This is a genomic window from Stenotrophomonas sp. S39 (genome assembly GCF_016624665.1).
Taxonomy (GTDB): Bacteria; Pseudomonadota; Gammaproteobacteria; order Xanthomonadales; family Xanthomonadaceae; genus Stenotrophomonas.
This window is the reverse complement of sequence record NZ_JACVTT010000029.1, coordinates 1-23049: the sequence shown is the minus strand read 5'-3', so window position 1 is coordinate 23049 and position 23049 is coordinate 1. Positions and strand designations below refer to the sequence as shown.

The following is a 23049-nucleotide window of genomic DNA, read 5'->3' as shown; positions in this document are numbered from 1 at the left end:
CTGCCACGCCTACGACGTCCAAGGATCCGACGCATGTTCCGACCCGTTCCCTGCGCGCTGGCGCTGGCCTGTCTGCTTGCCGCCAGCCCGGCCCTGGCCGGGGCGTCGGCCGCGGCGCCGACACCCGCGCCACCGTCGGTCGGCAGTGATGCCGAGGCCAGCAACAATTTCAGCTTTGTCCGCTACCGTGCGGATTACGTGGTGCGGCCCGATGCCGGCAACGTGCAGACCGAAGCCTACGAGATCCTGCTCAAGACCAAGGCGGCGGTGGAACAGTTCAGCCAGGTGCGGCTGAGCTACAGCGAGAAGATGGAGACCCTGGACGTGGTCAGCGCCTATACGTTGACCGCCGACGGCCATCGCCGCGACGTGCCGGCCGACCGCATCTACACCCAGGAAAGCTATTCCAGCGCAGCCGCGGCCATGTATGCCGACCGCAAGGTGCGGGTGATCGTGTTCCCGAACCTGGCGCCGGGCACGCGCCTGGTCTACCAGGTGCGCCGCACCCAGCAGACCCCGTATTTCCCCGGCTACTTCGGCCTGTGGGAAACCTTCAACGTGTTCACCCAGTACGACGATGCCGAAGTGACCCTGAGCGCGCCGGCCAGCCTGCCCATGCATGTGGACAGCCGGGGCGTGCAGGGCAGCGACACGCCGACGGTGAAGAACGGCCAGTCGCAGTGGCGCTGGCGCTACCAGCGCCGCGAACCGATGCAGGCGCAGAACTGGGCGGCGGCGGTATGGGAATTCGGCCCGAACATCATGGCCAGCACGTACCGTGACTGGGCCCAGGTCGGGCGCGCCTACCAGGTCAAGGCCGGCCAGGCCGCGCAGGTGACCCCGCAGATCCAGGCGCTGGCCGATGAAGTGACCGCCGGCCTGGTCGACCGCAAGGCGCAGGCCGACGCGCTCTATCGCTGGGTGGCGCAGAACATCCGCTACGTGGCGGTGTACCTGGGCAACGGCGGGCTGGAGCCGAACAGCGCGCAGAGCATCCTCGACAACCACTATGGCGACTGCAAGGACCACGTGGTGATCCTCGAAGCGCTGCTGGCAGCCAAGGGCATCGCCAGTTCGCCGGTGCTGATCGGTGCCGGGGGTGGCCCGACGCTGCCGAAGATTCCGGTGCTGGGCCGTTTCAACCACGCCATCACCTATGTGCCCGAGTTCGATCTGTACCTGGATTCGACCAGTGCCTGGGCGCGCTTCGGCCAGCTGCCCGATGGCGACCTGGGGGCGCCGGTGCTGCGCACCCGTGACGCCACCCTGGCGCGCACGCCGGACAACGATCCGCAGCGCAATGCCACGGCGATGGACGTGCGCTTCACCTTCGATGCGCAGGGCAACCTGCGCGGCGAGACGTTGCCGCAGCTGAGCGACAACGCCGAAATCGGCATGCGCGCGCAGTTCGCCCAGCTCAACGCGCAGAACCGGGCACGTGCCGAAGAGTCGATCATGGCCGCCTCCGGTTTCGATGGGCGCGGCCAGCTGCAGCTGCTGGGCGTGCCGGTCGACCTGACCCATCCGTTCGGCTACCGCATGGCGTTCCAGGCCGAAGACTACGTGGACTTCAGCGTGGCCGGCGGCATGGCCGTGCCAGACCCGCCGGGCGGCGAATCGGTGCGCGGGCTGTACGCCACGGCGTCGGCCCCGGCCAACGAAACACCGTTCTACTGCAACGCCAGCCTGCGCGAAGAAACCTACCGCCTGCAGTTCCCGGGCAGCGTGCCGATCATCGCCATCCCGCAGAGCCAGCATTTCAGCAATGCTGCCGGTGACTACCGGGTGGATTGGACGCGGCAAGGGCAGGAGGTGGTCGTCCATCACCGCCTGCAACAGAACGCCGTGCGGGGGGGCGATGCGCTGTGCCAGCCGCAGGATTACCCGGCGTTCCGTGCGCTGTACCGCGAGGTGCGCCGCGGGTTCCGCGGGCAGGTGCTGTACGGCAGATTGCCGGCGTCCGGCAGCTGAATCGCCGATGCACGCGCGGGGCGGCATAATGTCGCCCTGATCGCCCATTCATCTTCATCCGGGCACACTGGCTCCCAACTTTCCTGGCGCATGCGCCCACAGGATTCCTGCATGAACATCCGCTTCCGTCGTTTCCTCGCCACCACCACCCTGGCCGTGGCCTGCGCCGCTGCCGGCAGCGCCTGGGCCGGCGCCCGCGATGACCTGAAGACCTTTACCAGTGGCCTGAAGGGCCTGGATGGCCAGTTCAGCCAGCAGGTCTTCGACAGCCGTGGCAAGGTGAAGGAATCGACCAGCGGCCGCGTCGCCCTGTCGGCGCCGCGCCTGTTCCGCTGGGAATACGTGCGCCCGCATGAGCAGCTGATCGTGGCTGACGGCAAGAAGGTCTGGATGTACGAGCCGGACCTGGAGCAGGCCACCGTGCGCGAGCAGGGCAAGGAAGAGCAGAACAGCCCGCTGACCGCGCTGATCAATCCGGCGCTGCTGGAACAGCAGTACGACCTGAGCGAAGAGGCCGCCAAGCGTGACGGCCTGCAGTGGCTGTCGCTGTCGCCGAAGCGCGATACCGAAGCCAGCTTCCAGTACGCCGCCTTGGGCTTCAACGCGCAGGGCCTGGCCAAGATGGAAATCACCGACGCGGTCGGCCAGCGCACCGTCATTACCTTCAGTGGCTGGAAGCGCAACCCGGGCTTCGCCGCCGGCACCTTCAGCTTCACCCCGCCGAAGGGCACCGACGTCATCGGTAATTGATCAAGGTTGCCGACCTGGTGGGTGCCAACCGTTGGTTGGCACGCTTTTGATCTGCCGGCCAGCGGCCGGCACTACCGGTGCGCCGGGCCCACCGCTCTGGTGGGTGCCAACCGTTGGTTGGCACGCTTTTGATCTGGGGGCCAGCGGCCGGCACTACCGACCTACCGCTCTGGTGGGTGCCAACCGTTGGTTGGCACGCTTTTGATCTGTCGGCCAGCGGCCGGCACTACCGACATGGTTCGCCGGGCGGGGCCCGGCGCTACCGTTGGGTAGCGCGGTACAATGCGCGCGTGCCAAGACATCGTTCCACTTCATTCCCCGGCCCCGATCTGCTGAGCGTCGATCGGGAACATCTGCGCCCGCTGGCCGAGCGCATGCGCCCGCGCACCCTCGACGAAATGGTCGGGCAGAAGCGCCTGCTGGCGCCTGAAAGCGCACTGCGCCGTGCGGTCGAATCGGGTCGCGTGCATTCGATGATCCTGTGGGGGCCGCCGGGCTGCGGCAAGACCACGCTGGCGCTGCTGCTGGCCGAGTATTCCGACGCCGAGTTCCGCGCCATCTCGGCCGTGCTCTCCGGCCTGCCCGAAGTGCGGCAGGTGCTGGCCGAGGCCGCGCAGCGTTTCGCCGAAGGCCGGCGCACAGTGCTGTTCGTCGACGAAGTGCACCGCTTCAACAAAGCGCAGCAGGATGCGTTCCTGCCGCACATCGAGCGGGGCACCATCCTGTTCGTTGGTGCCACCACCGAAAATCCGTCGTTCGAGCTGAACTCGGCGCTGCTGTCGCGCTGCCGCGTGCACGTGCTGGAAGGCGTTTCGCCCACCGATATCGTGGAGGCGCTTGAGCGTGCGCTGGGGGATCGCGAACGCGGCCTCGGCGAAGAACACATCGAGGTCGCCCCCGAGCTGCTGCTGGAGATCGCCACCGCTGCCGATGGCGATGTGCGCCGTGCGCTGACCCTGCTGGAGATCGCCGCTGAGCTGGCGGGCGGGGAGGGCGGGCGTATCACCCCGCAGACCCTGACCCAGGTGCTGGCCGACCGCACGCGCCGCTTCGACAAGGGCGGCGAACAGTTCTACGACCAGATCTCGGCGCTGCACAAATCCGTGCGCAGCTCCAACCCCGATGCCGCGTTGTATTGGCTGACACGCATGCTCGATGGTGGTTGTGATCCGTCCTACCTGGCGCGCCGGTTGACCCGCATGGCCATCGAGGACATCGGCCTGGCCGACCCGCGCGCGCAGAGCATGGCGCTGGAAGCGTGGGACATCTACGAGCGCCTGGGCAGCCCGGAGGGCGAGCTTGCCTTCGCCCAGCTGGTGCTCTATCTGGCCAGCACTGCCAAGTCGAACGCCGGCTATGCCGCCTTCAACCAGGCCAAGGCGGATGTGCGCGAAAGTGGCACTGAAGAGGTGCCGCTGCACCTGCGCAACGCGCCGACCAAGCTGATGAAGGAGCTCGGCTACGGTGCGGAGTACCAGTACGACCACGATGCAGAAGGTGGCATTGCGCTGGACCAGACCGGCTTCCCGGATGCGATGGGCGAGCGCGTGTACTACAACCCGGTGCCGCGCGGGCTGGAGATCAAGCTGAAGGAAAAGCTGGACCGGCTGCGTGCCGAGCGCGAAGCGGCAAGAGCCGCCAAGGGCCGCTGACCCCGCTTCTGTAGAGTCGAGCTTGCTCGACTGCTCCTGTGCGGCAGTCGAGCAAGCTCGACTCTACGGAATGCCGGCAGTCGAGTTGCGTTCGCCGGGCCATGCCCGGCGGCATCGGGTGTCGCGTGCGCGATATTTGTCGCGTCCGCCAGCATTTGGCACACTGCGCGGCTTCTCCATCAAGGATTGATGCCGTGGATCAGTTGATTCTGCCGTTGAAGCGCTATGCCCAGTTCGAGGGCCGCGCCAATCGCCGCGAGTACTGGATGTTCCAGTTGTTCCTGATGCTGGTCGCCGTGGCCGTCTCGCTGCTGGGTGGCGTGCTGGCCATCATCATGCGCGGCAATGAAGACGCGCTGGCCGCGATCGTCATGGGTTTCATGGGCCTGCTGGGCCTGGTGTGGCTTGCCACGCTGCTGCCGCTGATCGCCGTGACCGTGCGCCGCCTGCACGACTGCAACCAGTCGGGTTGGCTGTACCTGCTGGCCCTGGTGCCCGGTGGTGGGCTGGTCATCCTGGTGTTCGCGCTGTTGCCGGGCACGCCTGAGGAAAATCGCTACGGCCCGGTACCGCCGGAATTCGGCTGAATCCCGGCCGCGCCGCATTCGCCGGGCATGGCCCGGCGCTAGCACTGGCGCGCGGCCCCAGGTTCGCGCGCGCGATACACAGTGTGACGTTTGATCGATGTGATAATCATTCGCGTTTAAGGTAGACTGCGGTCCCTTGATGAAGAGGCGGCCGCGTCCGCCGCATCCGTCGCCCATGATGTTTTCCGCACGTTCCTTCGGCTGTCTGGCCGCCCTGATGATGGGGGTCTTGATGGTTGCTCCCTACGCCCATGCGCAGCAGCGCAATCCGCAGCAGCTGATGGGCCGCACCGTGCTGGACGAGCCTGCGTCCAGCTACCGTTTCGAGCGTTTCGTGATCAACAGCCCTGACCAGCAGCGCCGCTGGCGGGTGAACGTGGCGATCCCGGCCAAGGCCTCGAAGACGCCGTCGCCGGTGCTGTATGCCCTGGATGGCAACGCCGTTGCCATGGTGCTGGACCAGCCGCTGCTGGCCGAGCTGGCCGTGAGCAAGGCGCCGCCGGTGCTGGTGCTGATCGGCTACGACAACGAGCTGCGCATCGACTCCCCGGCGCGCACCCGCGACTACACCGCCTGGATCGACCGCGCCGATGACGAGGGTGGCACGACCCAGGCTGTCGGTGGCGGTGCGGATTTGTTCCTTGACCTGATCGAGCGCCGCATCAAGCCGGAAGTGGAGCGTCGCGCCAACATCGACACCCGTCAGCAGTCGCTGTGGGGCCACTCGCTGGGCGGCCTGTTCGTGCTCAATGCGCTGTACACCCGGCCGGCTGCATTCCAGCGTTATCTGTCGGCCAGCCCGTCGCTGTGGTGGAGCCAGGGTGCCGCCCTCGGCGACCCGGAGCAGCAGTTCGTGCAGAACGTGCATGGCCAGTCCGCCAAGGTGTGGCTGATGCTGGGCGGTGCCGAGCGGGTTGGCGATCGCGGCAAGCGCGACATGACCAACCCGCGCGTGGTTGCGCACCTGCGTCGCATCGGCGGCGCTACCCCGGATGCGGCCATGCAGCTGTCCTCGCGCCTGGCCAAGGTGCCCGGCCTGAGCGTGCAGTACCGCGAATTCCCCGGCCTCGGCCATGGCCCGATGCTGCCGGCCTCGTTCCACGCCGCCCTGCATGAGCTGTACGGCGTGACCGACCGCAGCGTGGATGACGGCAAGGCGCCGGCGCCCGCCAACGCTGCAGAGTGATCTTCCGCACGGCCTGGCCGTGCACCCCCACTACCCAGGCGTGACTGCCGATGTGCAGCGGCCCAGGCAACCGATGAATCCCGCGCCACGTGGCGCGGCCTACGTGTGCAAGGAGCCTTCCATGTCGTTTCGTCCGTCCCTCCGCCTGACCTCCCTGGCCGCCGGCCTGCTGCTGGCGGTCACCGCCACCGCCCAGCCGGTGTTCGATCAGCCCGCCAGTGCCACCTTCAACGGCACGGTGATCTCGCGCGGCGAGAATGTCGTGCCGGGCAGCACCGCCGAGGTCATCGGCCGCGGCTTCGTGCCGGGCCAGCAGGTCAGCCTGGTGCGCGGTGACAGCGTGCTCAACGCGCAGCCGCTGGTGGTCGATGCCGATGGCAACTTCAAGACCCAGCTTGCCATCCCGGCCGATGCCGTCCCGGGCACCCATCCGGTGGTGGTGCGTGCCAGCCAGCCGTCGGCCGCCACGGTGCTGAAGCTGCGCGTCTCGCCGCAGCTGCCGCTGTCGGGCCAGCAGCAGTTTGCCACCCAGTCCAACAAGCTGGTGCCGGGCCTGTACCAGTCGGCCTACAGCGCGGCCAGCAATGCCGTGTTCGTCACCTCGGCCGTCGGCCGTCCGCCGGTCACCCAGTCGCAGTTGCTGAAGCTGGACCCGAAGACGCTGAAGGTGACCAAGGCGATCACCCCGGCACAGGTGGCCGGCACCACCAACGGCGCGGTCTACGCGGTCTATGGCGTGGGCGTGGATGACACCAACGGCAACGTCTGGGTCACCAACACCCGCCAGAACTCGATCGCGGTGTACCGCCAGAAGGATCTGTCGCTGGTCCACCAGTTCCCGGTCGATACCGTGCCACACGCGCGCGACGTCGTGGTCGATGGCACCCACGGCAAGGTGTTTGCTTCGGCCACCGGCGAAGACCACCTGTCGGTGTTCGATGCCAGGACGCTGAAGGAGCTGCCGTCGATCACCCTGGAATCGGGCGTGGACGAGGGCAAGTTCACCCCGATGAGCCTGGTGCTGGACGAAAAGGCCGGCAAGCTGTTCACCGTCAGCATCGGCACCCCCGAAGCCGCGGTGATCGACGTGGCCAGCGGCGAAGTCGACAAGATCATCGACCTGGGCAACTCGATCAGTGCGTCGGGCGTGGCCTTCGATGCGCAGCAGAACCGTTTGTACGTCGCCTCGCAGGGCACCGACAACCTGCTGATCGTCGATGTGGCCAGCGGCAAGGTCGTGCACGACGTGCCGGTGGGTGCCGGTGCGCTGAACGTCGCCTTCGATGACAAGAGCGGCCTGGCCTATGTCACCAACCGCGGCGCTGGCACCGTGACTGTTGTCGATCGCGCTGGCAAGGTGGTCGGCAACCTCGATGGTGGCACCTTCCCCAACCATGTGCGCGCCGATGGCAAGGGCAGCGTGTTCGCGGTGAACAAGTCGCGCGGCGCCGACGACGCCAAGGGCGACCGCATCACCCGCATCACCCCGCGCCAGCCGTAACCCACGTGCCGGGCGGGGGCAGTGCCTTCGCCCGGCCAGCAAGGAGATTCCGCATGACCATCGCTTCCCGCCTGCGCCTGTGCGCGCTTCCGTTGGCCGTTTCGCTGGCGCTCGCCGCCTGTGGCGGCACGTCCGCGCCACCTGCAGCGACCGATGCCGCACCGGCCGCCACCGAAGCCCAGGCCACGGCCGCCGAGCTGCCTGCCGGCTGGCAGCGCGTGGCGGGTAGCGACCTGCCGGCACTGACCGGCCAGGTGCCGGTGCTGCCGGCCAAGGTGCGTTCCGACGACGGGGCTGATGCCGAGGTGACGGACACCAGCCGCATCATCGCCGGCGGCGACGATGTGATTGCCGTGCTGGAGGCGCTCGGCCTGGGCAAGCAGGTGTTCGCTGCGCCGACCAACACCACCACGAAGGCCGGCCAGGCCGCGCCGCACCAGTTCCTGTTCAACCGCACCACCGGCGTGGAGGGCGTGGTGAGCCTGCATGGCTCGCTGTTCCTGGGCAACAGCCTGCGCCGTCACACCGTGCTGGCCGGCAAGCTGCGCGAAGTGGGCGAGTCGGTCGTGGTCATCGACGACCTGCAGCCGGCGCCGGACAAGGTGCGCAAGGTGGCCGCGGCCGTCGGCCTGGCCGAAGCCGGGCAGACCCTGGCCAACCAGGTGCAGCGCCAGCTGGATGAGGCGGCGACGCTGGGCAAGGGCCTGGGGCACGCACCGCGCGTGATCCATGTGTCGGCCACCGGCGGTGGCGGCGCGCCGACCGTGGCGGGCGCAGACAGCGCCTCGGCCGAGATGATCGCCCTGGCGGGCGGCGTCAACATCGGCAGCGAGGCAGGGGTCAAGAACTACTCGCAGCTGAGCAACGAGGGCGTCATCGCCGCCGCACCGGAGGTGATCCTGGTGACCGAGCATGATCTGCAGCAGTTTGGCGGCGCCGAGGGCCTGTGGAAGGCCTATCCGACCCTGAAGCAGACCCCGGCCGGCGCGGCCAACCGGGTCTGGGTGATGCCGGATGTGCAGTTGAAGTACACCAGCGTCGGCACCGGTGCCGGGGCGCTGGCCCTGGCCAAGGCCCTGGCGGCGCTTCCGCCGGCATGAGTCCGGCTGATCGGCGCCGTCGTCGCGGGCGGGTGATGCTGCTGGTGGCACTGCTGGCCCTGCTGGGCGCGGTGCTGGCGTCGTTCGCGATGGGGCCGCTGCGCCTGCCGCCTCTGGATGTTCTGCAGGCCCTGGGGGTGAAGCTGGGCCTGGTCGATCCGCAGGCGGTCAGCCGCCGCGACCTCGCCGTGGTGTGGCAGCTGCGCATTCCGCGCGCCCTGCTGGGGGCCATGGTGGGGGCGGCGTTGGCGATGGCCGGTGCAAGCCTGCAGGGATTGTTCGGCAATCCGCTGGCCGACCCCGGCATCGTCGGCGTCAGCCAGGGCGCGGCGCTGGGCGCTGTAGCGGCGATCGTCCTGGGGGCGGCAGGCGCGGCGGGCTGGCTGGTGCCGGTGGCCGCTTTCGCCGGTGGCGCACTGGCCATCGGCCTGACGTATGCGTTGGCGCGGCCGGGGAAGGGCAGCGGCAATGCAACGTTGTTGCTGGTGGGCATTGCGATGGCCGCGTTCTGCTCGGCGCTGATCGGCTTCCTCACTTACATCGCCAGCGAGAGCGAGCTGCAATCGCTGGTGTTCTGGCAGATGGGCTCGCTGGCGCAGGCCAACTGGTCGGATGTGGCGGCGGTGTTGCCGCTGTTCGCCATTGGCGTGTTCGCGCTGCTGCGGCTGGCGACGCCGCTGGACATGCTGGCGCTGGGTGAGCGCCAGGCCCAGCATCTGGGCCTGGATGTTGCGGCCACGCGACGCAGGCTGGTGGCGTTCAGCGCGCTGCTGGTGGGTGCGGCGGTGGCCTTCGCCGGCTCGATCAGCTTCGTGGGCCTGGTGGTGCCACACGTGGCACGCCTGCTGGTCGGCCCCGGCCATCGCTGGCTGCTGCCGGTGTCGGGCGTGTTGGGCGCCTTGCTGATCGTCATCGCCGATACCGCCGCGCGCACGCTGGATCCGCCGGCGGAGATTCCGCTGGGCCTGTTCTCGGCCGCGCTGGGCGCACCGTTCTTCCTGTGGCTGGTGCTGCAGCAGCGCCGCAAGGACACGCCATGAGCGATTTCCTGCAGTTGCGCGATGTGGTGGTGCGCCGCCAGCAGCGCGAGATCCTGCGTGGCATCACCCTGGCGTTCGCGCCGGGTACGGTGACGGCGCTGGTTGGCCCCAATGGCGCCGGCAAGTCGACCCTGCTGGCCGTGGCCGCGGGCGACCTGCGCCCGGACGTGGGCGAGGTGCAGCTGCACGGCGCACCCTTGCGCAGCTACAAGGCCGGTCCTTTGGCGCGCGAGCGTGCGGTGATGCCGCAGGAACACGGCGTGCGCTTCGCCTTCAGTGTTGAAGAAGTGGTGGCAATGGGGCGCCTGCCGCATCCGCCGGATCCCGCAGCGGACGATGCGCGGGTGGAGGCGGCCATCGACGCCGCCGAGTTGCAGGCATTGCGCCTGCGCGAGGTGCAGCAGCTGTCCGGTGGCGAATCGGCGCGCACCACGTTCGCGCGCGTGCTGGCGCAGGACACGCCGTTGCTGCTGCTGGATGAGCCGACGGCCGCGCTCGATCTGCGCCACCAGGAGCGCACGTTGCGCAGCGTGCGCGCGTGCGCCGAAGCGGGCGCGTGCGTGATCGTCGTGCTGCACGACCTCAATCTTGCGGCTGGCTATGCCGATCGCATCGTGCTGCTGGAGCAGGGCAGGGTGGCGGCCGATGGCACGCCGCTGCAGGTGCTGACGGAAGCAAACCTGCAGCGCGTGTACCAGCAGGATGTCGTGGTGCTTGAACATCCTCGGCGTGGGGTGCCGCTGGTGGTGGTGACCTGATGCAGTAAAGCGTCGCGCTGCGCGGCGACGTATCATTGGCGGTTCGTTTTTTCAACGGAATGACCCCCATGAAGCATCACTTCCCGCGCACCGCACTGCTGGTTTCCATGGTTGCAGCGGCGTGTTCCGCCCACGCTGCAACCACCCGCACGGTGTCGATCGAAAAGGCGGCCGACCAGGCCACGTCAATCGAAACGCGTCATGCACAAGGCCCGGGTGCCGCCCCTGACCTGTTCACCACGCACTACTACGCGGGTGGCGCGATGATGATGGCCTGGGCGGACCAGCGCGTGCTGCTGCTCTGCAAGAAGTCGGCGTACCTCAAGCTGCCGGGCATGAAGCCTGCAGCCAGCGAGCTGCCGCTGGAGAAGCGGCAGATGGTCGGCTACCAGGCCATGATGGCCGGCTACGGCGGCATTGCCGCGGTTGGCGGGCTGGTGGATGGCTCGATTGAAGTGGCCGATGATGGCCGCGAAGTGCGCCGCCAGGCCGAGCGCAGCTGGGCCTACGGCATTGAACGCTACGATGTGATCAGCCAGCGCATGCCCAATGGCGCACTGCGCGTGCGGGCGCTGAAGACCGCAACGGTGAACAACGCCAAGCCGTCCAAGCCGGGCGACACCTTCAGCACCGATGAGGACCAGGCGGCGCGCCTGGCCGAGCTGGGTGCGGTGGGCAGCTGGACGGAAATCACGATCCACGACACGCCCAGGCGTGGCGAGGTGGATGCCGATTACTCGCTGAAGGATTGGGTGTCGGTGACCGGCGACCATGCCGCGACGGTGGGCGAGGCGCGGCGGATCAACGGCTGCGAGTAACAGCCTCGGCAAGCTTCATCGTTCCATCTGTACGCGCAATATTCACTTGCGCGCCAGAATGACAGGTCTAGAATGCGCCCCATGAACCGGATGCCGCTCCTGAAGTTTTTCACCCTGACCCGCGCTAGCGCGGAACGGGCGTGTCTGCCTGGAGTGCCACGGGGCCGTTGATACGACCATCGATGGACCATCCACAGAGCGCCCTTCGGGGCGCTCTTTTCGTTTGGGGCGTTGCGGCCTCGGTAGTGTCGACCGTTGGTCGATTGATTTCTGCCCTGGCAGTCGACCAACGGTCGACTCTACCCATCCCATTGTTTTCACCAGATACACCAAGGAGAACGTGCCATGCACCAGATCGCCGAGACCGAACGCTAGCCGCGCGCCCTGTCGCCAACCGGGGTGCGCGGCCCCTGAAGTTGGCTTTGCAGGAACCTTTCTCATGAACACCCAAGTCCTTTCCCGCCGTCGCAACCTCGGCATCATTGCCCACATCGACGCTGGCAAAACCACGCTGACCGAACGCCTGTTGTGGAAAAGCGGCGAGATCCATCGCGTCGGCGAAGTACATGACGGCAACGCGACCACCGATTTCTCGGCGATCGAGCGCGAACGTGGCATCACCATCGGCGCTGCGGCCGTGCAGGCGCAGTGGGCGCCGCGCGACCTGCCGCCGCATCGGCTGACCCTGATCGACACCCCTGGCCACATCGACTTCGCCATTGAAGTCGAGCGTTCGCTGCGCGTGCTCGACGGTGCGGTGGCCGTGTTCTCGGCCGTGGATGGCGTGCAGCCGCAGTCGGAAACGGTGTGGCGCCAAGCCCGCCGGCATCGCGTGCCGCTCATCGCCTTCGTCAACAAGATGGACCGCGTCGGCGCGTCGTTCGAGCGCGTGCTGGAGCAGCTGCAGGACAAGCTGCAGGCGCGTCCGTGGGCGCTGGGCGTGCCGCTGGGCAGCGAAAGCGACTTCCATGGCTGGGTCGACCTGGTCGACGAACGCGTGCTGCGTTGGCAGGACGGCGCTGCGGCGTCCATCACCCCCTGGGGTGAGGACGAGCGCGGGCAATGGCAGGCACAGCGGCAGGCGCTCATCGAGGCGGTGGCCGACCATGACGACGTGCTGGCCACGGCGTGGCTGGAAGGCGGCGTGATCGATGCGGCGATGCTGCGCGCGGCCATCCGCCGGGCCACGTTGGCGGGCGCCGGCGTGCCGGTGCTGGCGGGCGCAGCGTTCAAGGACAAGGGCATCGAAACGCTGCTGGACGCAGTGGTCGATTACCTGCCGTCGCCGCTGGACCGCCCGGCCGTCACTGCCGAAGCGGAACAGGGCGAGGTGTCGCTGCCGCCGGATCCGGAAGGTCCGCTGGCGGACCTGCTGTTCAAGATCACCCACCAGCAGCACGGTGCGCTGAGCTTCGTGCGGTTGTACTCGGGCACCTTGAAGGTAGGTGACGCCATTGCCAGCTCGCAGCACCCGCAAGGGCGCCGCGTCAGCCGCCTGGTACGCGTGCAGGCCGACCAGACCCACGACATCGAGCAGGCCGTGGCCGGTGACATCGTTGCGGTGCTGGGCTGGAAGGATGCCGTCAGCGGTGAAACGCTGAGCGGGCGAGGGCAGCCGTTGCGCCTGGAAAGCATCCAGTCGCAGGCGCCGGTGCTGGCCTGGCGGCTGGAGCCGGCACGCGCGGCCGACCTGATCCGCATGGCGCAGGGCCTGGCCAGCCTGGCCCAGGAAGACCCGTCGTTCAAGGTGGAAACCGAGCGCGACAGTGGTGAAACCCTGGTCTGGGGCATGGGCGAGCTGCACCTGGAAGTGATGGTCGAGCGCCTGCGCAGCGAGTGGAAGGTCGACGTCGGCGTTGGCGCGCCGCGCGTGGCCTACCAGGAAACGCCGTTGCGCGCGGTGCCCGGTGCGGTTGGCCGGGTGTCCAAGCAGAACGGCGGCCAGGGCCAGTTTGCGCGTGTGGTGCTGGACGTGGTGCCGCGCGAGGACGACCAGGTCGTGTTCAACGACCGCATCGTCGGCGGCGTGGTGCCGCGCAGCTTCATCGCTGCGGTGGAAAAGGGTGTGCGTGCGGCGCTGACGACCGGGCCGCAGGGACATCCGGTGGTGGGCATCGAGATAAGCCTGGTGGATGGGGAAACCCACGCCAAGGATTCCTCGGAAATGGCCTTCCATCGCGCCGGTGGCGAGGCGATCAAGGCGGCGCTGGCGGCGGGCGGTACGCAGCTGCTGGAACCGGTGATGGCAGTGACGGTGCATTCGCCGTTGGCCTCGGTGGGTGATGTGGTGGGCGACCTCAACCGTCGCCAGGGCCGCATCGCACGCATCGACGACCAGGACGGTCGCGCCGAAGTCAGTGGTTTCGCACCGTTGGCCAACCTGGTGGGTTACACCACCTCGCTGCGCTCGCTCAGCCAGGGCCGCGCCAGCAGCGAAGCACACCTGCACGGCTACGAGCCCGTGCGCGCTGCATGATGAGTGGAGCAGGGAGCCCGTTCGCGGGCTCCCTTTTTTTGTCTGCAGGTGTCGTGCGCATCCACGCACGGCGTGGATCTACTGGTATCTGCAGGTGCGATGCGTATCCATGCATGGCATGGATCTACAATGGGATGGTAGATCCACGCCATGCGTGGATCGGATGTGTCCGTCATTACGCGCGTCGGCTCGCGCCGCACTGCAACAAAACTGCAGAAAAAGCTGGATTAAAGTGATGCCTCACGATAAATTGCGCACCCCCAGTTGATTTGCCGCCGACCGCACCCGCCATGCGTGATGACAATGACCCCGGAACCCTGGAGCTGACCTTGCCGCGCAAGCGCGGCCGGCCGCCCAAGTTCGGGTACGCGATGAGCGATGCGCAGCGCGCTGCGCGCTACCGTGCGCGCAGGGCAGGGCAGGCCAACCACGCCGATGTCCGCTCGTGCAGCGACATGGTGCTGCTGGACAAGATCCGCGCGGCGGTCAGCGCCCGCGACACCGAGCTGGCCGGCTTCCTGGTCCATGTGCTGTGGCAGCGCTATCCGCTGCAGCTGAAATAAATCTTCGTCGGGGTGGCTCTTGTCACCCGGCTTGTTGATAATGCGGGGTTCAGGTTGTTCCCGCTGGCGCGCCCGGGATGGCAGGCGTGCATGTTCGACATGGCTTTGACGATGACCACCACCAGCGACACCACCACCGAAGCTGCACCGAGCGGCGCACCCCTGTTCTACACCCGTCCGGTGCCGCTGCAGGCCGACCGGCACGCTGACGTGCGCATCCTGCCGGGCAAGCTGGAGTTCGCTGCCAGCAGCAACTCGATCCCGCTGGTGCTCGGCGAATTCTCGCTGGCACTGCACCATTTCCCGATTCTGTTCGCTGGCCCGACCGCCGTGCCGATGGCAGCCGTGGGCGTGACCACCGACAACCTGTTCATCACCGATGGCCTGTGGGCGGACGACACCTACATCCCGGCCTACCTGCGCCGCCACCCCTTCATCTTCATCGATACGGGCGAGGGCAATGACTTCCTGCTGGGCATCGACGAAGACAGCCCGCGCATTGCGCGTGGTGGCGATGAAGGCCAGCCGCTGTTCGTGGACGGCAAGGCTGCCGACATCGTCCAGCAGGCCCTGGATTTCTGCGGCCAGTACACCCGCGAGCACGCGCAGACCCAGAGCTTCTCCAAGGCACTGCTGGATGCCGACCTGCTGGTCGAGCGCAACGCCACCATCCGCCTGCCCGACGGCCGTGAGTTCAACCTCAACGGCTTCTTCGTGGTGGACGTGGAGAAGTTCGTCGCACTGCCGGAAGCCACGGTGGTTGAGTGGCACCGCAGCGGCTGGCTGGCGCTGATCCACCAGCACCTGATGTCGCTGGGTCGCTTCAACGATCTGACCCGCCGCCAGGCCGAGCGCGACGCCGCCTGAGTTGGTCCTCTGGCGCGGCAGCCCGCCTGCCGCGCCGGATAGTGCTTCGGCACCGTCGCGCATCCACGTGGTGCGCGGCGATCCTGATGGCGCAGGGCGTGTGTTTTGCCACCTGGCCATTCAAGCAAATACGCATCGGCTGCGATTCCCGGGCCGGCAGCGTGCTGGGCGATGCCTGGCACAGTGGCAAACGGACCTGTACGGATTTTGCGATCATCGCCAAGCGCGCTGGCGTTGGCGATGCGGCGTGGGCGTTGAATTCTGAGGGCCAAGGCCCTGGTTGGGCGCTCAGATTTCAAGAGATTTTCGGCTATTAACGTGACGCATCACGGTCGAGCGACTGGAAGGCTCACGAGGAGGCAGCATGTCTGTTCCAATCCGTTGGTTCGTGGCGGCGTGTGTGCTGGTGCTTGCGAATGGCTGGGCTGTGCCCGGGCACGCCCAGAAGGCGTCGGCTGAAGATCAGATCGAGGCAGCCGGCGTCATGGAGATCATCCCAGGTGGCCGAACGCTGGGATCCATCCGGCTGGATGACGGACGTTGCTTTGATCTGGCGTTGCCTGGGGACGTGTTGAAGCAGCCGCGACGTTGGGACGGAAAGCGCGTCGGTGTTCGCGGTCCGCTGATGTACCGACCACAGGGCCTCATCGAAGGGATGATGTGGTTCGACATCAAGAGCCGACCCAACTAAAAGTGTTACTTGGCGGGATGTTTGAAAACAATAGGTTACGACCGGGCGCAGGAAAGAAGTAGCACTTTGGACTGCGCAATCCTCCAACTATATTTGATACATAAATTGCACTCCAACTAAAGTTGTTACTTTTCTGGGTGGGTTTTCAGCGGCGACTCCAGTCGGCCTTGGGGTGCTCCATGGGTTGGCGGGCTGAAGCTCTGGCGACTAGTCCCACCGAGAGTCATGGCCGCGCGAACACTGGTTGATTGACTTGCCCTGATTTCGCCACGTCAAGCCGAGGGTTGCTCTCCGGCGTTCGGCTAGCTAGTGCCGAAGATAGACGGTTCAGTTCGTCATCCCACATGGAGGTCGTTCTTCCGACCACGTCGCCGCAGCCGACAAATATCGCGTCGATAGCTTCCGTGGTTGTCAGGCCAGAAGAATAGAAGGCGTCTTGGACTTGGTAGGGGTAGGCCCTTTCGAGAACGATCTGGCCGAGCGCATCCAAGTGCTTGGCTGCCTGCCTAGTGCGGGTCGTGTCTTCAACTAACACCAAGCGGATCCCTATCTCAATCGGCGGGGGCAGCCCCGGGCTGCGCATTGATCGAACTCCTTCGCTCGATATCAGATAGCAGCCCCTTCTTAGCTCGGAAATCAGCTGTCCTCCCAGCTCCTCGGCGTCATCCAGGCCGAGTGAGATCAGGCCATTTCTGAACGAGCACGCCGCGTCCGCGCAAGCATCGCTTAGGTCGCCAACTGCCGGCGTATAGCCGTGATGTGCCGAGTGCCAGACAGCGATGTGATAGAGCCCTAATGTCAGTGCTAGGCACTGGGGCAATGGGGTGAGTAGTGAAAAGACTGTAGCGGCTGCGGCATCGCCTAGGCCGCTCTGATCCAAAAGGAAAAGGGCCGCTACCGCTGGTACAGAGAGTGCGAACGCCCCGATTTCGCTTAGCCCGTCATTCACCACCTTCCGGCTTACCTCGATCTGGGGGCATACGTCTCCCAAATAGGGGGAAATGTCATTGAGAAGCCACTTGGATGACTCCGGGGCCCGCGATGCGACGCGTTCAAACAGGTTGAACTTCACAAGGCCGTCGGGCGAGTGGAGCTCAGGCCAGTACGTGCCATCAGGCGACCTGCCCAACTCGTAGGCGCTCTCAAAGAACTTTGGGGCTAGGCGTAGGGGTAGGGGCGGGGGCTCATGCCCGAAGTGAAATGTCTCGAACGGGACAATGGGCAGTGCGAGCTGCGCATTCAGTTGCGCAAGCCCAGGGCAGGCAAAGCGCGCCTTCAGATATCGGGCCCAGATACGTGGCCCGACCCGCTCACCGGCTCCTAGCAGTCTTCTGCCCATAGGTATCGGTCCAGGACGGATAAAAAAAATATCCGATCGAGACAGATTCTGGCCCAGTGATTACGCTTCAAGCAAGCAGTCAAAAATTTGTTTCATTTGCAACGAAAAACAGCCAGTCCCGGCAAGGACTGGCTGTTGGAACGGGGGTCTGCCCGTGTGTTGCGATGCAGAGGCTAGACGCCCCGCTGCGGGGTGTCAATGGCGTGTTTCGTCCATATGCCTGGCGCCGCGCGGGAAGTCCTCCTGAACCTCGACAGGAGGGGCGATGCCTAGGGTTCAGCAGAAGTCACCGCGACAAGCTCAGCGTGATCGTGTTTCGTCCGCTATTCAGGCACGGGGAGAAGCCGGTGCGAACATCTGGCTAATCAGGCCGCCGTTCGCAAGTCGAGATTTGGCGCTCAGTAGTGACTTCCAGAGACAGGCCTTCTATCTGATCGAAGGCGAGCACTCCTTCGTGCGCATCGACTATGCCGAGCCATGGTGGTCTGGCTCGCCCGCAAGCTCGGCACCATCTGTGCAGGGTGAGCCTCGACACTTTGCCAGCGCGGTTAGCTATGAAGGCAAGAAGTTTGAGCTCTATCTCGACCCCAAGGGGTGCTCTCCCGCAACCCAGCACATCGGGGCAGGCTCAGGGCTGGTGCACATTAGTGGCTACACGATTGATGCGAACGCGCAGCGCGTGGAGAACTGGCCGCGGATAGTTGCGTGCATTCGTCGGCTGCTTGTTGGTGTCAGCCCAGTTGTGGAGCGCAGGATTCTGTTGGAGTTGGGAAGCGCCAGGGCGGTTTCCATGAGAGAGCTTGCTTTCCGATTGGTTGATGTCAATCCGGCAGTTCTTCGAGGCACGGTCGCTGCGCTGCTGCGCAGGCGAGAGATCTGTTCCGACTTGGATGTGGCCCCTTGGTCAATGGCGACCAAGCTTCATCTGGAAGAGGGGTCATGAGCGACACATTCCGCTGGACAAGGGCTAACACGCCGGTAGAGCGCGTCTCGTATGAAAGCTGGGCCGACATCTCGCTGGATGGCCTGGATGAGCTCGCAAGTGCGAGGGTCAATCTACTGACGAAGGCTGTCAAAGCCTACATCGATGGCGAGCCACATGACCCCTCCCTGGAGCAATTCGGCGTCTATAGGGCAACTGTCCTTAGGGCATTTCGCCGTTGTACCGGACTGGATTCATTCGGGCGAGCAGTTGGGTGGCAAGGTCTGCTGCCACACCGCCGACTGAGCACGCCCGAGCGGCACGCGCCCTTGGTCAGATCGGGAAGGATGGCACAGGGCGGGCTAACGGGCGCGCTGGGTAGTGTGCTGAGTCGCTACCCAGCTGTCCGAGCCGGGCTCGATGATTTCCTCATTGGCTGTGCAATGAGGAAGGTGGGGTATGAGGCAGCGATCTGCGCTGCCAGCGTTCACGGGAAGTTTCTTGAGCTCTGCAAGGACGCCGGCATACCTGGTTCCTCGTGGCCGTTCACGACGAAGTACCAAGGCAGGGAGTCGATCCGCAGGTACTGCAATAAGTTCATAAACGAGAATTACGATCAGATCGTCTCAACGCAGTACGGATCGAAAGCAAGGGCTAGGGCCAATACGTCAACAGGACACCAGGGTCGGCTTGCATGTACTAGACCTTTTGACATTGTTGAACTTGACGAACATAAGTGTGGATTCATTGGCGCGATCGGTGTCCCATCGCCAGAGGGACTCCGATGGTTGCCCATGGAGCGGATCACGATCGTCCTCGTCGTTGAGAGGTTCTTCAAGGTTGTGCTCGGGTACGCCGTTGTCCTGCGGCGCGAGGCCAACTCCGGAGATGTGCTGGACGCGCTGAACGCGGCAGTGGGTGGCGGTGCGCCCTCTTGTGACGTGGACGGCCTTTCTCGTTCATCAGTCGCCAAGCTGCCGCGCGAGCTATCAGAGACCTTTGAGTGGTGCGGGTTTGATGCACTCCTCCTGGACAATGCGCTTGCTCACCTTTCCCACGATGTAATCGAAAGAGCCAAGAAAATTGTTGGTTGCGACGTGAACTTCGGGCCAAAGGCGCGCTTCGAGCGCAGGTCTCTGGTGGAGAACGTGTTCGGGCAGCTTGAAAAGCGTGGTTTCCGAAGGATTCCGCTTACAACCGGCGTCAGTCCGGTCGATCCACAGCGCCAATCTCCTGAAAAGGCTGCTGGTCAAGCTCGCATTCCACTAGAAGGACTGCTGCGGTTCGTTGACGATGTGATTAGTGAGTACAACACCCATCAAGGCAAATCCAACTATGGCGATTCGCCGATGGGGAGGCTGGAGGCGGGTTGCGACGATCAGGATGGGATGGGGTTCATGTTTCCGGTGCTGCCGCCGCTTCCTGCGCACCTGGCCGGCTTGAATGAGTCCGTCTACTCCGTTTCAGTGCGAGGTAACAAGAAGACGGGGCGGCGTCCATATTTCACATTCAAGAAAGAGTCCTATACGGGTTTTGAGCTGTCTAAGAACTTCGACCTCATTGGCAAGCGCGTTCGCCTCCACGTCGTTCGCAAGGACATCAGGTCCATCGAAGTCTTCGACTATTACTCCGGGCGCTTCATCGACACCTGCAAAGTGATGGGGGGATGGGCCAAACACGAACACTCGCTCGACGCGCGTTCGCACATCAACTCTCTCATAGCTAGTGGGCAGCTCCGCGTTGAATATGGTGAATCTGCAGTTGCTAAGTTCAACGAAGTTGTACTGATTGCTTGCGAGACGGCAACGAAAGCGTCGAAGCCCGGCAAACGCCTGCTGTCCACTTTTGCCGCGACTTCAGAGTTGGCGGGGACTGCGCCCAGGAAGAGTGCCTTCTCAGGGGAGTTGGGGCTCGAAGGCGACCTTAAGGCATCACGCCCCAGAGAGGACGAACTGGTTGAGTCAGATGATGTCGAGCGCATGGCGCCCGATGAGTACCTCGATTACAAATTCACATCTGTTCTGGGGTTCGAGAATGATGGAGATTGAGGAGATTGAAATATTGAGGGGGCGCTACTGGAGTCACCATCCCTTAATCAAGGCAAGCGCGGTCCTTCAAACGCGGACCATGAAAGATGCGATCGCTAGGGTGATGCTTGCTGCGACGAGGTCTCGCGCATCGATTGCTTTCGTCGCGCTCCCCCTGTTTGGTAAGTCGTCTTGCATTAAAGCGCTTGAGGCTGAATTGGCAGGAAAATTTCCCGGGTCGGGGGTGCTGACTCTGGAGTTCGGGGATGACGACCTCGCGCCATCCGAGGGGCGCATGCTTGAGACGATTATGATTGCTCTCAGCGGTGGGGATGGCATTGCCAAGTCCATTGCTGGAAAGCGAGAGCAAGTTCATCGCTCACTTTTATCGCTCTCCGGGAATGAGCGGCACATTTTTCTCTTAATAGACGAGGCTCAGGAAATGAAGCATCAACATTTCCGCTGGATCAAGAGGGTCATCAACCACCTTGTGCGAGCTGACGTTGATGTGACCACGGTTCTGTTTGGGCAGAAGGAGCTGTCGGAAACGAAAGTGGAACTGGCGACGAAAGGAAGGTCTGATCTATCCGCGAGGTTCATGAGTCGCTTGTTTCAGTTTCGCGGCGTGAAGAGTATCGATGATATTGGCGTAATCATGAGCTCTATTGACAGCTGCAGATGGACAGTTGAGGGCAGGGCGCTGGTCTACACGGAGTTCCTCTTTCCGCGCGCCTATCGCGCAGGATTTCGATTCGAGCAGCTTAAAGATGACGTGTGGAGTGCAATTGGAAAATTGCCTGGAAGTCATCTGGAGAATGGTCTTCCAATGGCGACGATTGGGTCATTTCTCGCCATGCTGTGCGTTGCGCTCAAGGACAAGGATATGGAGGGGATGGGGGTTGAACCTCAGCTCATCTCAGCCACTTTCCTCGCCGCGTACCGTAATGCGTAGGTAAGCGGCAATCGGTGGCGATCGTTGCTCAAGTCGGCATAAGTAGCTTGTGCAAAGTAGCGATCCCACCAGAGCATTCACGCGGAGATAGGAGTGCGAGAGTGAAGGTCTACGCGCCCTGGCGCATCGACAGTGAGGTGCTCGGAGAGAGTGCTTACTCGCTTTTTAGTAAGGCAGCATGGTGGAGGCACTTAGCGCCGAGCTCTCTGCTCGCTAGCTACGTGGGGGGCGGCGGGCAGCAGGGTGGTCGCCGCCCTCGCATGGTGATGTTCGGACTGCCTGATTACTGGGCCAGAAGTCTGCATGATGTTTCCTGTCTCCCTGTGACCAGCCAAGGGACACTACTTGACTCCATGGTGAAGGCAGAGGTTGATCAGAAGGATGGGGTGCCCGACTTGTGGCACTCACCTGTTCTTCGGTTCTGCACGCAGTGTATTTCGCTTGGTGTGCACCTTTGGATCCATCAGCACACCGCTCTTGTTAAGTGCCCGGTGCACCTCGTGCCACTCCTATCTGCCTGCGTTCGCTGCGGTACGTCGAGCCAAGTCGCATATCGGTCGTCTCAAGCATCTTTCACATGTGTATGCGGACACTCTCTAATTGGTTCCTCCGGCTGCGTTCCCGTGGCGAGGCGTGAAGAGTTCCGTCGCTTGCCAGGCATTGTTGAACAGATGTCTGGTTGGCTTTCACTCGTTGCTGCACAGGCTTCGAAAGTGCAGATTTCGGGCGCATGGCAGGCATCGCATTTTGCTGACGCCTGTGCGATCAGTCTTCAGCACCTTCCTGTGCCGGACTGCATGCGCCGTGATGTCGATCCGCGGTTTGATATCCGACTGAAGAGCATTGGGGTCTGCGACGGATCCTTGAAGAGGGTGACGGACCAGGACCTGGCGGGCACAAACTGGGATCTGCAAGGTTCAAGCGGAACAGAACGCAGCCAAGGTTGCGGGGCCGACACTTGCCTGCCGCTCATTGGCGTTGTCGCCACTGCCTTTCGGAGGGTTGCGCTAGCTCATCTTGAGGATGCATCAAAGCATGTATGCATAGACTTGCCGTGGCTTATGTTTGGTGAGTCTCTGCTTTTCTTGCAGGCCGACTCAATTGCTGAGCTGGTTCACTGCTGTCCAGTAGGTGCGGGCTTTTGGATCTGGAGAATGCTTTGCGAGGACGTGCTCTCGATGATGCAAAGGAATTCCGAGGGCGCTTGGCAATGTGAGCTCATGCAGAGCGAGGTGGGTGGGAACGCTGCACTGTTCCTGCTGTCCAGATCCGAGCTGAACTTCTGCATTCGTGCATGCGCAGAAGTCCTTAATAGCCATAGGCAGGGCCTGATAGATCTAAGTGAGGCCAGGCAGGCGCTTTGGAGCCTCAGAGACGTGTCTGGAAACTGGGGCGCTACGGGTGGATGCCGTTTGAAGCCGTTGGAGATCGATGGGCGATGGGTCTATGCCTCTATCGATGCCTCTGATTTCACATCTAGGCCCTGCTTGGACGGTGCTTCCTGCATACCGAAGCTCAAACGCTTCCTCCAGCGTCGCTACGATGAAGCCGTGGCCGAGCGCCTGGCGGTTGGCGCCGACCGGGATCGAAGCAGAGCCCAAATGCTCCGCACTTTGGCCATGATCGGTTGTCAACGACGTGTTCTTGTTCCTGCGGGGGATGACGCAAGTCGGATAGGTGATATGGAGCGTAGTGATCCGTTGCGGTGGGCAGGATTTGATTGGCTGGATAGGGTCATCACGCTTCGGGGGCGCGGCCTCTCCTAGTGTCCGCTCCCCCCGGTGTTTGAATGTCTTCTTCGTCGGGTTGGTTCGTTCCGTGGGGGATAGAGTGGGAGAGGGGGTGGCGG

General features: G+C 64.3%; 19 protein-coding genes. 18 read left to right on the top strand and 1 reads right to left on the bottom strand.

The annotated features are described in order from the left end of the window. Positions 1-33 precede the first annotated feature (33 nt). The 15 genes from IAE41_RS09805 (at position 34) to IAE41_RS09735 (ending at position 15960) form a co-directional block, all read left to right on the top strand. Entirely contained in the window at positions 34-1971 is a 1938-nt protein-coding gene (locus IAE41_RS09805; RefSeq protein ID WP_200732989.1) for a DUF3857 domain-containing protein, read from the top strand. A gap of 111 nt (positions 1972-2082) precedes the next feature. Beyond that, positions 2083-2721, top strand: coding sequence for an outer membrane lipoprotein chaperone LolA (lolA, locus tag IAE41_RS09800; RefSeq protein ID WP_079221872.1), 639 nt, complete (start codon positions 2083-2085; stop codon positions 2719-2721). A 374-nt stretch (positions 2722-3095) separates the two neighbouring features. Beyond that, on the top strand, positions 3096-4373 hold the full coding sequence (locus IAE41_RS09795; RefSeq protein WP_234458414.1) for a replication-associated recombination protein A: 1278 nt from the start codon (positions 3096-3098) through the stop codon (positions 4371-4373). Between the two features lie 194 nt (positions 4374-4567). Beyond that, positions 4568-4960 (top strand): DUF805 domain-containing protein, encoded by a 393-nt coding sequence (locus IAE41_RS09790; RefSeq protein ID WP_108759964.1) that lies wholly within the window; start codon positions 4568-4570, stop codon positions 4958-4960. A gap of 175 nt (positions 4961-5135) precedes the next feature. Further along, positions 5136-6146, top strand: coding sequence for an alpha/beta hydrolase-fold protein (locus IAE41_RS09785; RefSeq protein ID WP_200732988.1), 1011 nt, complete (start codon positions 5136-5138; stop codon positions 6144-6146). A gap of 121 nt (positions 6147-6267) precedes the next feature. Continuing rightward, on the top strand, positions 6268-7647 hold the full coding sequence (locus tag IAE41_RS09780) for a YncE family protein (protein WP_200732987.1): 1380 nt from the start codon (positions 6268-6270) through the stop codon (positions 7645-7647). Positions 7648-7700: 53 nt separating this feature from the next. Beyond that, entirely contained in the window at positions 7701-8747 is a 1047-nt protein-coding gene (locus IAE41_RS09775) for an ABC transporter substrate-binding protein (RefSeq protein ID WP_200732986.1), read from the top strand. Beyond that, a complete protein-coding gene (locus IAE41_RS09770; RefSeq protein WP_079221878.1) occupies positions 8744-9787 on the top strand; it encodes an iron ABC transporter permease in 1044 nt (347 codons plus the stop codon). Before IAE41_RS09775 ends, IAE41_RS09770 begins: the two co-directional genes overlap by 4 nt. After that, positions 9784-10545, top strand: coding sequence for a heme ABC transporter ATP-binding protein (locus IAE41_RS09765; protein WP_200732985.1), 762 nt, complete (start codon positions 9784-9786; stop codon positions 10543-10545). The genes IAE41_RS09770 and IAE41_RS09765 overlap by 4 nt, the downstream gene beginning before the upstream one ends. Positions 10546-10613: 68 nt before the next feature. Then, positions 10614-11363 carry a hypothetical protein gene (locus tag IAE41_RS09760; RefSeq protein WP_234458408.1) on the top strand — a complete coding sequence of 250 codons (750 nt, stop codon included), beginning with the start codon at positions 10614-10616 and terminating at the stop codon, positions 11361-11363. A 439-nt stretch (positions 11364-11802) separates the two neighbouring features. Then, complete coding sequence (gene fusA, locus IAE41_RS09755) at positions 11803-13839, top strand: elongation factor G (protein WP_200732983.1); 2037 nt, start codon at positions 11803-11805, stop codon at positions 13837-13839. A 290-nt stretch (positions 13840-14129) separates the two neighbouring features. After that, positions 14130-14402: a hypothetical protein gene (locus IAE41_RS09750; protein ID WP_079221882.1), complete on the top strand. Its 273-nt coding sequence runs from the start codon at positions 14130-14132 to the stop codon at positions 14400-14402. Positions 14403-14513: 111 nt separating this feature from the next. Next, complete coding sequence (locus tag IAE41_RS09745; protein WP_200732982.1) at positions 14514-15269, top strand: SapC family protein; 756 nt, start codon at positions 14514-14516, stop codon at positions 15267-15269. An 86-nt stretch (positions 15270-15355) separates the two neighbouring features. Then, positions 15356-15586, top strand: coding sequence for a hypothetical protein (locus tag IAE41_RS09740; protein ID WP_200732981.1), 231 nt, complete (start codon positions 15356-15358; stop codon positions 15584-15586). Positions 15587-15633: 47 nt separating this feature from the next. Continuing rightward, a complete protein-coding gene (locus IAE41_RS09735; RefSeq protein ID WP_200732980.1) occupies positions 15634-15960 on the top strand; it encodes a hypothetical protein in 327 nt (108 codons plus the stop codon). 223 nt (positions 15961-16183) lie between these two features. On the opposite strand, the gene IAE41_RS09730 is transcribed toward IAE41_RS09735, so the two are convergent. Continuing rightward, on the bottom strand, positions 16184-17032 hold the full coding sequence (locus IAE41_RS09730; RefSeq protein WP_200732979.1) for a hypothetical protein: 849 nt from the start codon (positions 17030-17032) through the stop codon (positions 16184-16186). Positions 17033-17564: 532 nt separating this feature from the next. Here IAE41_RS09730 and IAE41_RS09725 point away from each other — a divergent pair. The 3 genes from IAE41_RS09725 to IAE41_RS09715 are packed head-to-tail and all read left to right on the top strand — an operon-like array spanning position 17565 to position 21200. After that, entirely contained in the window at positions 17565-18242 is a 678-nt protein-coding gene (locus IAE41_RS09725; protein WP_200732978.1) for a hypothetical protein, read from the top strand. Next, positions 18239-20269, top strand: coding sequence for a hypothetical protein (locus IAE41_RS09720; protein ID WP_200732977.1), 2031 nt, complete (start codon positions 18239-18241; stop codon positions 20267-20269). Before IAE41_RS09725 ends, IAE41_RS09720 begins: the two co-directional genes overlap by 4 nt. Continuing rightward, positions 20256-21200: an AAA family ATPase gene (locus IAE41_RS09715; protein WP_200732976.1), complete on the top strand. Its 945-nt coding sequence runs from the start codon at positions 20256-20258 to the stop codon at positions 21198-21200. Before IAE41_RS09720 ends, IAE41_RS09715 begins: the two co-directional genes overlap by 14 nt. The last annotated feature ends 1849 nt before the right edge of the window (positions 21201-23049 follow it).